This window comes from Paraburkholderia sp. BL17N1 (genome assembly GCF_003634175.1).
Lineage (GTDB): Bacteria > Pseudomonadota > Gammaproteobacteria > Burkholderiales > Burkholderiaceae > Paraburkholderia.
Genome location: NZ_RBIW01000001.1, coordinates 2,848,588 through 2,863,692, shown reverse-complemented (window position 1 = coordinate 2,863,692; position 15,105 = coordinate 2,848,588). Strand labels below are relative to the sequence as shown.

9 protein-coding genes are annotated in these 15,105 nt (G+C 61.0%); 4 read left to right on the top strand and 5 right to left on the bottom strand.

The features are described 5' to 3' along the window. Nucleotides 1-3: 3 nt before the first annotated feature. On the bottom strand, nucleotides 4-726 hold the full coding sequence (locus B0G82_RS12900; protein WP_106279429.1) for a (Fe-S)-binding protein: 723 nt from the start codon (nucleotides 724-726) through the stop codon (nucleotides 4-6). A 178-nt stretch (nucleotides 727-904) separates the two neighbouring features. Between B0G82_RS12900 and B0G82_RS12895 the strand changes: the two genes are divergently transcribed. Next, complete coding sequence (locus B0G82_RS12895; RefSeq protein WP_106279427.1) at nucleotides 905-1,711, top strand: IclR family transcriptional regulator; 807 nt, start codon at nucleotides 905-907, stop codon at nucleotides 1,709-1,711. A 100-nt stretch (nucleotides 1,712-1,811) separates the two neighbouring features. Here B0G82_RS12895 and pbpG read toward each other — a convergent pair whose 3' ends face one another. Continuing rightward, complete coding sequence (gene pbpG / locus B0G82_RS12890) at nucleotides 1,812-3,008, bottom strand: D-alanyl-D-alanine endopeptidase (RefSeq protein ID WP_106279425.1); 1,197 nt, start codon at nucleotides 3,006-3,008, stop codon at nucleotides 1,812-1,814. Between the two features lie 772 nt (nucleotides 3,009-3,780). Between pbpG and B0G82_RS12885 the strand changes: the two genes are divergently transcribed. Continuing rightward, entirely contained in the window at nucleotides 3,781-4,353 is a 573-nt protein-coding gene (locus tag B0G82_RS12885) for a phasin family protein (RefSeq protein ID WP_012433576.1), read from the top strand. Nucleotides 4,354-4,693: 340 nt separating this feature from the next. Here the strand turns inward: B0G82_RS12885 and lpdA are convergent, their stop codons facing one another. The 3 genes from lpdA to aceE all read right to left on the bottom strand — a co-directional run bounded on the left by lpdA (nucleotide 4,694) and on the right by aceE (nucleotide 11,218). Beyond that, nucleotides 4,694-6,499 carry a dihydrolipoyl dehydrogenase gene (lpdA, locus tag B0G82_RS12880; RefSeq protein ID WP_121307578.1) on the bottom strand — a complete coding sequence of 602 codons (1,806 nt, stop codon included), beginning with the start codon at nucleotides 6,497-6,499 and terminating at the stop codon, nucleotides 4,694-4,696. Between the two features lie 264 nt (nucleotides 6,500-6,763). After that, entirely contained in the window at nucleotides 6,764-8,434 is a 1,671-nt protein-coding gene (gene aceF, locus B0G82_RS12870) for a dihydrolipoyllysine-residue acetyltransferase (RefSeq protein ID WP_116140112.1), read from the bottom strand. A gap of 87 nt (nucleotides 8,435-8,521) precedes the next feature. Next, nucleotides 8,522-11,218: a pyruvate dehydrogenase (acetyl-transferring), homodimeric type gene (aceE, locus tag B0G82_RS12865; RefSeq protein ID WP_121307577.1), complete on the bottom strand. Its 2,697-nt coding sequence runs from the start codon at nucleotides 11,216-11,218 to the stop codon at nucleotides 8,522-8,524. Nucleotides 11,219-11,493: 275 nt separating this feature from the next. Here aceE and fixL point away from each other — a divergent pair, with 275 nt between their 5' ends. Both fixL and fixJ read left to right on the top strand, forming a co-directional pair. After that, nucleotides 11,494-14,010, top strand: a complete 2,517-nt coding sequence (gene fixL / locus B0G82_RS12860; RefSeq protein ID WP_121308678.1) for an oxygen sensor histidine kinase FixL — start codon at nucleotides 11,494-11,496, stop codon at nucleotides 14,008-14,010. Further along, nucleotides 14,007-14,651, top strand: a complete 645-nt coding sequence (fixJ, locus tag B0G82_RS12855; RefSeq protein WP_006051254.1) for an oxygen response regulator transcription factor FixJ — start codon at nucleotides 14,007-14,009, stop codon at nucleotides 14,649-14,651. The genes fixL and fixJ overlap by 4 nt, the downstream gene beginning before the upstream one ends. The last annotated feature ends 454 nt before the right edge of the window (nucleotides 14,652-15,105 follow it).

Below are 15,105 nucleotides of genomic sequence, written 5' to 3'. Positions count from 1 at the left end.
GCGTTATACGTCGCCGGCCAGCACCTGCGCGATGTGCAGCACGCGCGTGGTGGCGTCGCCGGTACGCCGCAGACGGCCTTCAATATTCAGCATGCAGCCGAGGTCGCCTAGCACCACCGTGCCAGTACCGGCCGCCCGAATATTCGCGCACTTTTCGTCGACGATCGCCGTGGAGATGTCTCCGTACTTGACCGCGAACGTGCCGCCGAAGCCGCAGCAATGCTCGCAATCCTTCATCTCGTTCACCGTCACGCCGACTTGCGCCAGCAAGGCGCGCGGCTGCGCCTTCACGCCGAGCTCGCGCAGCCCGGAGCAGGAATCGTGATACGTGACCTGCCCCGCGAACTCGCCCGGCTGCAATTGCACCTTGGCCACGTTGACAAGGAAATCGGTCAGCTCGAACACCTTGGCGCGCAGCCGGCCGAAGCGGTTCATCAGTTCCGGGTCGTCGGCGAAGAGGTCGCCGTAATGCGCGCGGATCATGCCGCCGCACGAACCGGACGGGACCACGACGTAATCGAACTGCTCGAACTCGCGCAGGGTCTTCTCGGCCAGATCGCGCGCGATGCGCCGCTCCCCCGAGTTGTACGCCGGTTGCCCGCAACAGGTTTGCGCAGGCGGCACCATCACCTCGAATCCGGCGCCTTCAATCAATTTGATGACGGAAAAACCGATCTCGGGACGCATCAGGTCGATCAGGCAGGTAACGAACAATCCGACTCGCATGAGCCCTCCTTCGGGAAAACGTGCCTGATTATCCGCTGTTTGCCGCACAATACCAACGGCCGGAAGGCATAGGACGAAAGCGGCCTGATTTGGAATAGGCGTTCCAACCGCTTTCCATCTTTTCACGATACGGGATACAATCAATTTCCGCTGTTTGACGCGTCAACCGATTCCTCCCATGAGCGATACGAACCCGGATCCCAAAACTTCGATCCAGGTGATCGAACGCATGATGCGCTTGCTCGACGCACTGGCTGCGCATAGCGACCCGGTCAGCCTGAAAGAACTCGCCATCCGCACGGAGCTGCATCCGTCCACCGCGCACCGCATCCTGAACGATATGGTGATGTGCCGGCTGGTCGACCGGTCGGATCCCGGCACTTACCGTCTCGGCATGCGCCTGCTCGAGCTGGGCAATCTGGTGAAGGCGCGCCTGTCGGTGCGCGACGCGGCGCTCACGCCGATGCGCGAACTGCATCGTCAGACGGGCCAGACGGTGAATCTGTCGGTGCGTCAGGGCGACGAGATCGTCTATATCGAGCGCGCGTATTCCGAGCGATCCGGCATGCAGGTGGTGCGGGCGATTGGCGGACGGGCGCCGTTGCATCTGACCTCGGTGGGCAAGCTGTTCCTCGCCGCCGACGAATCCACTCGCGTGCGAGCCTACGCCACACGCACCGGTTTGTCGGGCCACACGCAGAACAGCATCACCGACCTGACCAAACTGGAGCGCGAGTTGTCGCATGTGCGCCAGCAGGCCTGCGCGCGAGACAACGAAGAACTGGAGCTAGGCGTGCGCTGCATCGCCGCCGGCATTTACGACGACACCGGCAAGCTGGTCGCCGGTCTATCGCTGTCGGCGCCGGCGGATCGCTTGCAAGACTCCTGGATTGGACAGCTTAGCCAGACCGCGTTGATGATCTCGGAGTCGCTCGGCTACCGGCCGCAACCCTCGCAAGACCATTCGCATAGCCATCACGCGTAAGCCGGCACTTCGCTTCTTCCGCTCAAAACAAAAAGCCTCGCATTTTGCGAGGCTTTTTGTTTTCATGTGGCCGGTTGGAAGCGGCCACGGAACAAACGCTTCAGGTCCCCGGGCCGCCGGCGTCCGCGCTGGTAATGCGCGGCTCACCGCCACCATTATCCAGCCAAGTGCGCAGACGTGTGGCGTCCGCGAATCGCGAGTACTTACCCGACGAATCGAGCAGCACCATGATCATCGGGCGGCCGTGAATGGTCGCCTGCATCACGAGGCACTCACCCGCTTCGTTGATGAAGCCGGTCTTTTGCAGGCCAATGTCCCACGTCGGATTGCGCACCAGCGCATTCGTGCTGTTGTACGCGAGCGAGCGCTTGCCGGTGTACACCTCGTAGCTGTGGTCGGTCGAGAACTTGCGGATCAACGGATACTGGTACGCCGCGTTGACCATCTTCACGAGATCGCGCGCGCTCGACACGTTCTGGCTCGTCAAACCCGTGGGGTTTTCAAAGTGCGTGTCGGTCATGCCAAGTTGTCTGGCCTTCGCGTTCATGGCCGCGAGAAATGCCGGACGGCCGCCCGGGAAATAGCGCGACAGCGCCGCGGCCGCGCGATTTTCCGACGCCATCAGCGCAATGTGCAGCATATCTTCACGCGACAGCACCGAACCCACCGACAAACGCGAGCCGGTGTTCTTTTCGTAATCCCGGTCTTCGTCCGTGACTTCGATCTGGTCGGTCATGGCCTCTTTCGAGTCCAGCACCACCATCGCGGTCATCAGCTTGGTGATCGACGCGATCGGCACCACGGCGCGCGAGTTCTTGTCGAACAGCGATTCGCCCGAGTTCTGATCGATCACGTAGGCGACGCTCGAGCGCAGCATGAGAGCGTCCGGCGTTTCGTGCAGACCGAAAGCCTGACCGACGCTCGGTTGACGCGGTTCATACGCGATGCGACGCACCACCGAGTGATGACGGCCGTTCGACGTGTACGTGACGCGCTTGCGCTTGACGCCCGCGCGCGGCGCGTCGTCGTCAGCGGCGGCTACGGTCTTTGCAGCCGCGCCTTTGGTCGCTTTCGAGGCCTTGCTCGACACCTTGGTCTTGGTATCAGACTCCGCAGCCGGCTTTTTCGCCGCTTTGGCGTGTTTGGAAGTTTTTGCAGTTGCAGCGGGCGTAGCGGCAAAAGCGCTCACGGGCGTGGCGAACGCCGCTGCGATGACCATGGAGACGGCCACCGACAGCGCGGTGCTGCGGGCCGCGCCGTGGATCACTTTTAGCGACGAAAACATGTCGGTTTTCATGGGTGTTCGGTAGGGAGCGGCGAGAGGTTTCCGCAAGTGTAGTAAAACAACGAAAAATTAGCAATTTGAAGCACTTATACGCGCTCCTTAAACCGGCTTGTAAGCTCCGATCGCAAAAACACGAATAAGTGCCGCGCATCGATCGAAAAAAACGATCGCGGGCGCGTTACGCCTCGCCGCTGCCGCCCTATGCAGGAATCGAGGTGATTCTTCCAGCATAACGGCAATTTCGAGGCAACCTTGATCAGGGGAAATACGGTAGAGCACGTGCGGTCAAAAACCGCCGGACCAACAGGGCGGGAGTCGAACAGCGAGGTTGTTAAACGCCTGCTGCAGACCGCCAACGCGCATTCGACCAGCATCTAGCATTAACGTTCCGTGACACTTTTCGGTTTACACCGGAACGCCCATCGAGCGCTTTTTTAACAAGTGCCGGCTGTTAGCCGCCCCGCGTTAAGCACGCACCTGCCGCTCAGATAGACCTTACCATTTCGTAATAAATACAGCATGATTGAGCACCAGTGCGGTGCGGCATTTAAGTTGACCTGCGTCATGAAGATGTCATGCCGATCGCATAACGCTATGTTTTATCAGTAGTTTCTTAATATTGTGCGACGCACAAAAAGCACTTGACATTCCTTGCAGCCATCCTAAAATAGCAGTCATTGCTGCGATGCACAATTCATCGCGGTCCGGCGGGATGCACCAATGTGTCCCACCATTCACCCAATGCGGTCCGCACAGACAGACCGCGATTCCAGGAGCGTAAACCATGACTCTGCTGACCCCTGAGCAATTCGCCGCAGCCCAGAAAGCCAACTTTGAAACGTTGTTCGGCCTGACGACCAAAGCATTTGAAGGCGTCGAAAAGCTGGTTGAGCTGAACCTGCAAGTCGTGAAGTCGACGCTCGCGGAAAGCCAGGAAAATGCCCAACGCGCCCTGTCGGTCAAGGACGCGCAAGAATTGCTGGCACTGCAAGCAAGCCTTGCACAGCCGGTGGCTGAAAAGGCGCTGTCGTACGGCCGTCACGTGTACGAAATCGTTTCGGCAACGCAAGGTGAATTCACCCGCGTCGCGGAAGCGCAATTCGAAGAGCAAAACCGCAAGGTCCAATCGCTCGTCGAGAACGTCGCAAAGAATGCACCGGCTGGTTCGGAAACCGCTGTCGCCGTCCTGAAGTCGGCTATCACGGCTGCCAACACCACGTACGACACGGTCCACAAGGCCACCAAGCAAGCTGTCGAAATCGCTGAAAGCAACTTCAATGCAGCTGCAACGGCCGCATCGAAGGCAGCTTCGCAAGCCGCCGCACAAGCATCGCGCTCGGCCAAGAAGGCAGTCTAAGTTTCAGTTTCAAGCATCACCCAACGCCGGCACAGCTTGAACGCTGCGCCGGCGTTACCGCAAGCAACAGCGTAGTGCCGTTGCCGTTCACACGGCGTTACTGGCCGAACGCTCCGATACGTTGAATAGCGTATCGTTTGCCCGGCGAAAGGCCGGGATTTTTTTATGCGACGCTTTCTCGCCGTCGCATGAATCGTTCAGCATGTGTTGATGAGACCGTCGTCCCGACGGCAACCGCACTACTCCGCTGCCCAAAGAAAAAACGGCGCGCCCCGCAAAGGGCGCGCCGTTTTTTGCTTCATCGAGCCCGCCTGCACGAGTGCAGACAGACCGAATCGCGTTACTTCTTTTTCTGCGGCGGCAGGTCGGTACAGACGCCTTCGTACAACTCGGCGGCCATGCCGATCGATTCGCCGAGCGTCGGATGCGGGTGAATCGTCTTACCGATATCCGTTGCGTCCGCACCCATCTCGACCGCGAGACACACTTCGCTGATCAGGTCGCCCGCATTTAGACCGACAATCCCGCCGCCGATCACGCGATGCGTTTCCTCGTCGAACAGCAGCTTCGTGAAGCCTTCGTCTCGGCCGTTGGCGATCGCGCGGCCCGACGCCGCCCACGGGAACACCGCCTTGCCGTACTTGATGCCCTCGGCCTTCAACTGGTCTTCCGTCTTGCCGGCCCACGCCACTTCCGGATCGGTGTAAGCCACCGACGGAATCTGCAGCGCGTCGAAGTACGCCTTCTCGCCGTGTGCGACTTCGGCGGCGACGTGAGCTTCATGCACGGCCTTATGCGCGAGCATCGGCTGACCGACGATGTCGCCGATCGCGAAGATGTGCGGCACATTCGTGCGCATCTGCTTGTCCACGTCGATGAAGCCGCGATCCGTCACCGCGACGCCGGCCTTGTCGGCGCCGATCTTCTTGCCGTTCGGCGAACGGCCGACGGCAACCAGCACCAGGTCGTAACGTTGCGCTTCCGCCGGCGCCTTCTCGCCTTCGAACGACACATAAATGCCGTCGTCTTTCGCTTCGGCTGCGGTGGTCTTGGTCTTCAGCATGACGTTAGCGAAACGCTTGCTGTTGTACTTCTCCCAGACCTTGACCAGATCGCGGTCCGCGCCGGCCATCAGACCGTCGAGCATTTCGACCACGTCGATCTGCGCGCCGAGCGTGGCATACACCGTCGCCATTTCCAGTCCGATAATGCCGCCACCGATCACCAGCATACGCTGCGGGATCTGGCGCAGTTCAAGCGCGCCGGTCGAATCGACCACACGCGGATCTTGCGGAATGAACGGCAGCTTCACCGCTTCCGAGCCCGCGGCGATGATTGCCTGCTTGAACTTGACGACCTTCTTGCCGCCCTCGACCTGCACTTCCATATGATGCGGATCGACGAACGAGCCCGTGCCCGTGACCACTTCGACCTTGCGCATTTTCGCCATGCCGGCGAGACCGCCGGTGAGCTTCTTGACGACGCCCGACTTGAAGTCGCGCAGCTTGTCGAGATCGATTTGCGGCTTGCCGAACGTGATGCCGTGCGAGCCGAGCGCTTCGGCCTCGTCGATCACGAGCGCCGTGTGCAACAGCGCTTTCGACGGAATACAGCCGACGTTCAGACACACGCCGCCAAGCGTCGAATAACGCTCGACCAGCACCGTCTTCATACCCAGGTCGGCCGACCGGAACGCCGCCGAATAGCCGCCGGGGCCCGAACCGAGCACGAGCATGTCGCACTCGATATCCGCGTTGCCGGAGAAGCTACCCGCTTGCGGAGCAGGCGCGGCAGCCTTAGCCGGAGCCGCCGCTGGCGCGGCTTGCGGTTTGGCGTCCGCCTGAGCGGGCGCCTTCTCGGGCTCCTTGGCTGGAGCCTTCGGCGCGTCTTTCGCGGGTGCTGCATCCGCCGATGTTTCGACGAGCGCGATCACCGTGCCTTGCGAGACTTTATCGCCGGCTTTGACGCGAACTTCCTTGACTGTGCCGGCGGTATCGCTCGGCACTTCAATGGAGGCCTTATCGGACTCGAGCGTCATGAGAGCCTGTTCGTTCTCGATGACATCGCCCGCTTTGATATTGACTTCGATGACATCGACGTCTTTGAAGTCACCGATATCCGGCACTTTTACTTCGACGAGACTCATTAGTGTCCCCTTCTCGTATTGATCGTGATGAAGGAAGAACCTACGCAATGCAGCCCAAAAGCTGGCAGCGTGGCGAACAGAATCATCCTTTGCAGTCCGCCTAAGGACGCGCCTTTCTTTTGCCTACTTTTCTTTGGAAGACAAAGAAAAGTAGGTGCCGCCCCGCACAGGGGCGACGCTAATAGACCGACAAGCAATCAGGTTCTACAGAGAGACGCGGATAACAGAAGCAGAAAGAAACCCGCGCCCCACGCAACTACACGATCAAAGAATCACACGCCGGAAATCGGCAAGAAGCGCCCCAAGATACGCATTGAACCTGGCCGCCGCGGCACCATCAATCACACGATGGTCATACGACAAAGAAAGCGGCAGGATCAAACGCGGCACAAACTGCTTACCATCCCAAACCGGCTTCATCGCACCACGCGACAGACCAAGAATGGCCACTTCAGGCGCATTGATAATCGGCGTGAAGTTCGTACCACCAATGCCACCCAAAGAAGAAATCGAGAAGCACCCACCTTGCATCTGATCCGGCTTCAGCTTGCCGTCACGCGCAGCCTTCGACAGCTCGGCCATTTCCTTGGCGATATCGATCAAACCCTTCTTATCCGCATCGCGAATGACAGGAACGACCAGCCCATTCGGCGTATCAGCCGCGAACCCGATATGGAAGTACTGCTTGAACACCAGGTTATCGCCATCGAGGCTGGCATTGAACGTCGGGAACTGCTTCAAAGCCGAAACCACAGCCTTGATCACGAAAGCCAGCATGGTGATCTTCACACCCGACTTTTCGTTTTCCTTGTTCAACTGCACGCGCAATGCTTCGAGCTCGGTGATATCCGCTTCGTCGTTATTCGTGACGTGCGGAATCATGACCCAGTTGCGATGCAGATTCGCGCCCGAAATCTTCTTGATACGCGAGAGCGGCTTCGGATCGACCGGACCGAACTTCGTGAAGTCGACCTTCGGCCACGGCAGCAGGTTCAACTCGCCGCCACCGCCCGCGGCCGCCGGTGCGGCCGCACCAGCCGGCGCAGCACGCTGACCGGTCATGACGCCCTTGATGAAAGCGGTCACGTCGGCTTGCGTGATACGGTTCTTCGGACCCGTGCCCTGCACCTGCGTGACATCGACACCGAGCTCACGCGCGAATTTACGCACGGACGGCGACGCATGACTCGCGTGCCGCGCGCCACCTTCGCCAGCCGGAATCACCGGCGCCTGAGCGAGCGCCGACGGAGCCGCCGGAGCCGGCGACGGAGTGGCCGGTGCATCCGACGGCTTTTCGACCGCTTGCTTCGGAGCCGGAGCCGGAGCAGGAGCCGCGGCCGCGCCGCCTTCGGCTTCCACGACCACGATCACCGAGCCTTCCGACACGGTATCGCCTACCTTAACCTTCACTTCCTTGACGACGCCGGCGGCCGAGCTCGGCACGTCCATGGTCGCCTTATCGGATTCGAGCGTGACCAGCGACTGCTCTTTCTCGACGCGATCGCCGACCTTCACCGCGACTTCGATCACGGGAATGTCTTTGTAGTCGCCGATATCCGGCACTTTGACTTCCTGCAGACCGCCGCCGCTCGCCGCGGGCGCGGGTGCGGCCGCGGGGGCCGCAGCCGGTGCCGCCGACGGAGCCGGAGCCGGTGCGGCAGCAGGCGCCGGAGCCGGCGCAGCCGCGCCGCCTTCCGCACCTTCCAGCACGACGATCAGCGAACCTTCCGACACGTTGTCGCCGACCTTGACCTTCACTTCCTTGACGACGCCGGCGGCCGAGCTCGGCACGTCCATGGTCGCCTTATCGGATTCCAGCGTAACGAGCGATTGCTCTTTTTCGACGGTGTCACCCGCCTTCACCAGCACCTCGATCACAGGAATGTCCTTGTAATCGCCGATGTCCGGCACCTTGACTTCGATCGCTTGACTCATTGTTAGTGTCTCCTGGGCCGCGCACGCGGCCTGCCCCTGCCAACGCAGGAGCGGGCGCGCACGCCATGGCACACGGGGAATGATGCCTTAGACGGTCATCGGGTTGGGTTTGGCGGGATCAAGGTTGTACTTCTTGAGCGCCTCGGCGACTACCTTGCGTTCGATCGTGCCTTCATCTGCGAGTGCATTCAACGCGGCAACCGTGACCCAGTAGCGGTCGACTTCGAAGAAGTGGCGCAGCTTTTCGCGCGTGTCCGAACGGCCATAGCCATCCGTGCCCAGCACGACGAACTTCTGCGGCACGAACGCGCGGATCTGCTCGGTCAGCGCGCGCACATAGTCGGTCGATGCGATGACCGGACCTTGTGCGTCTTTCAGCAGCTTCTCGACGTGCGAGAGCTTCTTTTCTTCCGTGGGGTGCAGCAGGTTCCAGCGCTGCACTTCGTGGCCCTCGCGCGCGAGTTCGGTGAAGCTCGGCACGCTCCACAGATCGGCGGCGACACCCCAGTCGTTCTTCAGCAGGTCGGCGGCGGCGATCACTTCGTTGAAGATGGTGCCCGCGCCCATCAGCTGCACGCGCGGCGCCTTCTTGTCCGCTTCGGCCTTACGGAACGCGTACATGCCCTTGATGATGTCGGCCGCCACGGAGTCGCCCTGCGGAATCGCCGGGTGCTCGTAGTTCTCGTTCATCACCGTGATGTAGTAGTACACGTCTTCCTGATCCGCGACCATGCGGCGCAGACCGTCCCGCATGATGACCGCGAGTTCGTAACCGAACGTCGGGTCATAGCTGACGCAGTTCGGCACCGAAGCCGCCCACAGCAGCGAGTGGCCGTCTTCGTGTTGCAAACCTTCGCCGTTCAGCGTCGTGCGGCCGGCCGTACCACCCAGCAGGAAGCCGCGCGAACGCATGTCGCCGGCTGCCCATGCGAGGTCGCCGATACGCTGGAAGCCGAACATCGAGTAGAAGATGTAGAACGGGATCATGATCTCGCCGTGCGTCGAGTACGACGTCGCGGCTGCGATCCAGTCACACATACCACCGGCTTCGTTGATGCCTTCCTGCAGGATCTGACCGGTTTCCGACTCGCGGTAGAACATCAGCTGGTCGGAATCTTCCGGCACGTACTTCTGGCCTTCCTGATTCCAGATACCGATCTGACGGAACAAACCTTCCATACCGAAGGTACGCGATTCGTCCGGCACGATCGGCACGATGCGCTTACCGAGCGCCTTGTCTTTCAGCAGGATGTTCAGGATCCGCACGAACGCCATGGTCGTGGAGATCTCGCGGCCTTCGCCCGTGCCCTTCAACAGCGGCTCGAATGCCGACAGTTCCGGCACCGGCAGCGAGTCGGCCTTCTGGCGGCGCGCCGGCAGATAACCGCCGAGGTCCATGCGCTTCTGGCGCATGTACTCGAGTTCCTTCGAACCTTCTTCGAACTTGAGGTACGGCACGTTGACGAGGTCTTCGTCGGCGATCGGCAGGCGGAACTGGTCGCGGAATTTCTTCAGCTGATCCACGTGCAGCTTCTTCTGCTGGTGGGTGATGTTCATTGCCTGGCCGGCTTCGCCCATGCCGTAGCCCTTGATCGTCTTCGCGAGAATGACGGTCGGCTGGCCCTGCGAATTCGACGCTTCCTGGAACGCCGCGTAGATCTTGTGCGGATCGTGTCCGCCTCGGTTCAGGTTCCAGATTTCCTCGTCGGACCATTCGGCGACCAGCGCCTTCAGTTCCGGCGTGTTGAAGAAGTGTTCGCGCACATACGCGCCCGACTCCGACTTGTACGTCTGGTATTCGCCGTCGACCACTGCCATCATGCGGCGCATCAGCGCGCCCGACTTGTCGCGTTGGAACAGCGCATCCCAGCGGCTGCCCCAGATGACCTTGATGACGTTCCAGCCAGCGCCGCGGAATTCGCTTTCCAGTTCCTGGATGATCTTGCCGTTACCGCGCACCGGACCGTCGAGGCGCTGCAGGTTGCAGTTGATCACGAACACGAGGTTGTCGAGCCGTTCGCGGCCGGCCATGCCGATCGCGCCGAGCGATTCCGGCTCGTCTGTTTCGCCGTCGCCGAGGAAGGCCCAGACCTTGCGGCCGTCGGTCTTCGCAATGCCGCGCGCCTGCATGTACTTCATGAAGCGCGCCTGATAGATCGCCATGATCGGGCCGAGGCCCATCGAGACGGTCGGGAATTGCCAGAAGTCCGGCATCAGCCACGGGTGCGGGTACGACGAGATGCCCTCGCCGCCCACTTCCTGGCGGAAGTTGTCGAGCTGGTTCTCGGTCAGGCGGCCCAGCAGGAACGCGCGCGAATAGACGCCCGGCGACGAGTGGCCTTGCACGAACACGAGATCTCCGCCATGTGCAGCGGACGGCGCATGCCAGAAGTGGTTGTAGCCGACGTCGTAAAGCGTGGCGGCGGAGGCGAACGAGGCGATGTGGCCGCCGACATTGGTGTCCTTGCCGGCGCGCAACACCATCGCGATGGCGTTCCAGCGCGTGTACGAGCGAATGCGGTGTTCGATGTCCTGATCGCCGGGGATCTTCGCCTGGCGCGAAACCGGGATCGTGTTGATGTACGGCGTGTTGGCCGAGAACGGCAGATGTTCGCCATGCACGCGCGCGAATTCAATCTGTTTCTCGATCAGGTAGTGAGCGCGATCGGGGCCCACAGCAGAAATCACGCCATCCAGCGCTTCAAGCCATTCGCCGGTTTCCTGGGGATCGTCGTCTTTTTCAGCAGCGACATATTTCATGACTTCGTCGGGTACAGCGGACATGCTCGTCTCCTGGATGTAGAGGAACGCTCTTTGAACAGACGACGCGGACGAAGCACGGCCGCGGCAGCTTCGGCCGATTGTAATAAGGGTCCCGACGTCAGCGCAACAAAATTTTCGAATTGCGAGATCGAATCTCATAATGCGGAAAATTGTTGCGGCGCAACCTGATTTGACTGCCGATCGACGGATACGCTGGCTAGTTTGCGCCGATTAATGGTCCTTTCCGCGCTTTTTTGCGCCATTTGCTAGCTTCACGCTGCGCTACAATGCCACGCATGTTGACCGAACGGCTTTTCGCACGCTCGGCGCGCACCGCCGGTTCGCCGACGGATTCGACGCCGTCCTCCCGCTGGCACCATGGACCATGGTGGTCCAATTCCTATTTGCTCACGCCGCTTCTGTCGATCCTGGTGTTCCTGGTCGTCATGAGTCTGATTTTGTGGAGCCTGAACCGGCGCGAACAGCAACAGCAGGAAGACACGCTTTACCGTAACGTCGCGTGGGCGCAGCAGCAGATCCGCCTGTCCATGACCGGCGCGCAGGAACAGATCCAGGCGCTCGCGCGCGATCTGGTCGCCGGCCGCGCCGATCCGCATTCGTTTCAGGTGTCCACCACGGACATCATGCAGGGGCATCCCGAGATCCTCTACATGAACTGGTATACCAGCGCGCAGCAACCGCGCTGGCCCAATACCGCGCTACCCGTGTTCGGCCAGCGCCTCGCCAAGCCGAACGACGCGCAGATGGACGAAGCCGTCAAAGCCGCCTTCACCGAAGCCCGCAACACGCGCCGCCAGGTGTATTCGCCGCTCATCTACGACGACGTCGGCAACGGCTACATCACGCTGCAAACGCCGGTGTTCCGCGACCGCGACTTCCTCGGCACGATCGCCGCGGTGTTCTCGGTGGAAGGGATTCTCAAGCACGACATCCCGCCCGAGTTGTCGGCCAAGTACAAAATCTCGATCATCGACGTGAACAATCGCGAGTTGACCACCACGTCGACCCGCCCGCGCCTGCCGCGCGACATGTTCTACGACCTGCCGCTCGACCCGCCGGGCCAGGGTGTCTCGGTGCGCGTCTACGCGTTCCCGCAGATGACCAACTTCACCAACAACACACTGGTGTGGCTGGTGGCCGGTCTGTCCTGTTTCGTGCTGTGGAGCCTGTGGAGTTTGTGGAAACACACGCGGCAGCGCTTCGAAGCGCAGCAGGCGCTATATGCCGAAGCGTTCTTCCGCCGCGCGATGGAAAACTCGGTGCTGATCGGTATGCGCGTGCTCGACATGCATGGGCGCATCACCCACGTCAATCCGGCCTTTTGCCGCATGACCGGCTGGGACGAAAGCGATCTGGTCGGCAAGAACGCGCCATTCGCCTACTGGCCGCGCGACGCTTACCCCGAAATGCAGCGCCAGCTCGACATGACGCTGCGCGGCAAGGCGCCCTCTTCTGGCTTCGAATTGCGGGTGCGCCGCAAGGACGGGTCGCTGTTCCACGCTCGCCTCTACGTGTCGCCGCTGATCGACAGCTCGGGCCGCCAGACCGGCTGGATGTCGTCGATGACCGACATCACCGAGCCGAAACGCGCGCGCGAAGAACTCGCCGCCGCGCACGAGCGCTTCACGACGGTGCTCGAAAGTCTCGACGCCGCCGTCTCCGTGCTCGCCGCCGACGAAGCCGAACTCCTGTTCGCCAACCGCTATTACCGGCATCTGTTCGGCATTCGCCCGGACGGGCATCTGGAATTGGCGGGCGGCGGGTTCGATAGCGCACAGGCGTCGTCCGATTCGATCGATATGGTGGACACATACGCTGGCCTGCCCGCCGCCGCGTTGACCGAAAGTACCGCGGATGCGCAGGAAATTTACGTGCAGAGCATTCAGAAGTGGTTCGAAGTGCGCCGCCAGTACATTCAGTGGGTGGACGGCCACCTCGCGCAGATGCAGATCGCCACCGACATTACGACACGCAAGCAGGCGCAGGAACTGTCGCGCCAGCAGGACGAGAAGCTGCAGTTCACCAGCCGCCTGATGACGATGGGCGAAATGGCCTCGTCGCTCGCGCACGAACTGAATCAACCGCTCGCCGCGATCAATAACTATTGCTCCGGAACTGTAGCGCTGGTTAAATCCGGTCGGACGACGCCTGACAATCTGCTGCCGGTGCTCGAAAAAACCGCCCAGCAGGCGGTGCGCGCCGGCATGATCATCAAGCGCATTCGCGAGTTCGTGAAACGCAGCGAGCCGAAGCGGCAGGCCACGCGCGTCGCCGATATCGTTGCCGACGCCGTGGGCCTCGCCGAAATCGAGGCGAGGAAGCGCCGCATTCGCATCGTCACGGATCTGCGCTCGCGCCTGCCGGTGATCTACGTCGACCCGGTGCTGATCGAGCAGGTGCTCGTCAACCTGCTGAAGAACGCCGCCGAAGCGATGGCCGAAGCCCGTCCGAATGCAGTCGATCCGGTGATCCGCGTCGTCGTGCGGCTGGAAAGCGGGTTTGTCTGCATCAGCGTCGTCGACCAGGGGCCGGGCGTCGACGAAGCAACAGCCGAGCGGCTGTTCGAACCGTTTTACAGCACCAAGTCCGATGGCATGGGCATGGGGCTGAACATTTGCCGTTCGATTATCGAATCGCACCGCGGTCGTCTGTGGGTGGTCAACAACGTCGAATCCGATGGCCACATCACAGGCGCCACGTTCCATTGCAGTCTGCCTATTGGAGAGCCTGATGGCCCGAGCAACGGCGGGGCACAGGCGCCGACACCACAAACCGTTACGGGAGAGCTATGAACAGCCCAGTCACCACACAGGAAACTGTCTTTGTCGTCGATGACGACGAGGCCGTGCGAGATTCGCTGCGCTGGCTGCTGGAGGCGAACGGCTACCGCGTGCAATGCTTCTCCAGCGCCGAGCAGTTCATCGACGCATGGCAGCCGCATCAGCATCCGGGCCAGATCGCGTGCCTGATTCTGGATGTGCGGATGTCCGGCATGAGCGGGCTCGAGTTGCAGGAACGCCTGATCGCCGACAACGCGTCGCTGCCGATCATCTTCGTGACGGGCCACGGCGACGTGCCGATGGCCGTGTCCACAATGAAAAAAGGCGCGATGGACTTCATCGAAAAACCGTTCGACGAAGCCGAGTTGCGCAAGCTGGTCGAGCGAATGCTCGACAAGGCGCGCAGTGAAAGCACCAGCGTGCAGCAGCAGCGCGCCGCGGCAGAACGTCTCGGCAAGCTGACCGCGCGTGAGCATCAGGTGCTCGAGCGCATCATCGCCGGCCGCCTGAACAAGCAGATTGCCGACGACCTCGGCATCAGCATCAAAACGGTCGAAGCGCACCGCGCGAACATCATGGAAAAGCTCAACGTCAACACGGTCGCCGATCTGCTGCGACTGGCGCTGTCGAACAAGCCGCAACCGGCGCAATAAGCTTCGTACGGCGGCGAATCTCCCGAAGAAGGGCCCTTTGGGGAATTCGTCGCGAGACTGGAAGTGACTGTGCACCAACGGCCGGACTATCCAAATGTCCGGCCTGTTTCGCCCTCTTTTCCCCGCCTTCCCTCCTCTCCATTGCACGGCAATCAACGCTAAACGCGTTATATCGACGCACCCGGCGTGCGCACGATACTACGCATTACTCAGCAATTACTTACACTAATCCGCAACGGGTTATTTCCTCAGACAAGATTGACCGATTCCGACGCGCCCATTAATTTAGGCAGAACTCCTTAGCAGACATCGCCATGCGATGCTCGACGCTGGAGTGGCATGCTGCGAAACGCCGCATACGGTGTTGCCTGGTATTGCGAAAGAATTGCGATGGCTTGAGCAGTTTCCAATGCATCGAGTCGTGTCGACCTCATCGTCCAACCACACACCGGAC

What these genes read in the sequence shown, in the direction of transcription:
- fixL (WP_121308678.1), top strand. Translation starts at nt 11,494, where the DNA reads ATGTTGACCGAACGGCTTTTCGCACGCTCGGCGCGCACCGCCGGTTCG.
- pbpG (WP_106279425.1), bottom strand. Translation starts at nt 3,008, where the DNA reads ATGAAAACCGACATGTTTTCGTCGCTAAAAGTGATCCACGGCGCGGCC.
- lpdA (WP_121307578.1), bottom strand. Translation starts at nt 6,499, where the DNA reads ATGAGTCTCGTCGAAGTAAAAGTGCCGGATATCGGTGACTTCAAAGAC.
- B0G82_RS12900 (WP_106279429.1), bottom strand. Translation starts at nt 726, where the DNA reads ATGCGAGTCGGATTGTTCGTTACCTGCCTGATCGACCTGATGCGTCCC.
- aceE (WP_121307577.1), bottom strand. Translation starts at nt 11,218, where the DNA reads ATGTCCGCTGTACCCGACGAAGTCATGAAATATGTCGCTGCTGAAAAA.
- B0G82_RS12885 (WP_012433576.1), top strand. Translation starts at nt 3,781, where the DNA reads ATGACTCTGCTGACCCCTGAGCAATTCGCCGCAGCCCAGAAAGCCAAC.
- B0G82_RS12895 (WP_106279427.1), top strand. Translation starts at nt 905, where the DNA reads ATGAGCGATACGAACCCGGATCCCAAAACTTCGATCCAGGTGATCGAA.
- fixJ (WP_006051254.1), top strand. Translation starts at nt 14,007, where the DNA reads ATGAACAGCCCAGTCACCACACAGGAAACTGTCTTTGTCGTCGATGAC.
- aceF (WP_116140112.1), bottom strand. Translation starts at nt 8,434, where the DNA reads ATGAGTCAAGCGATCGAAGTCAAGGTGCCGGACATCGGCGATTACAAG.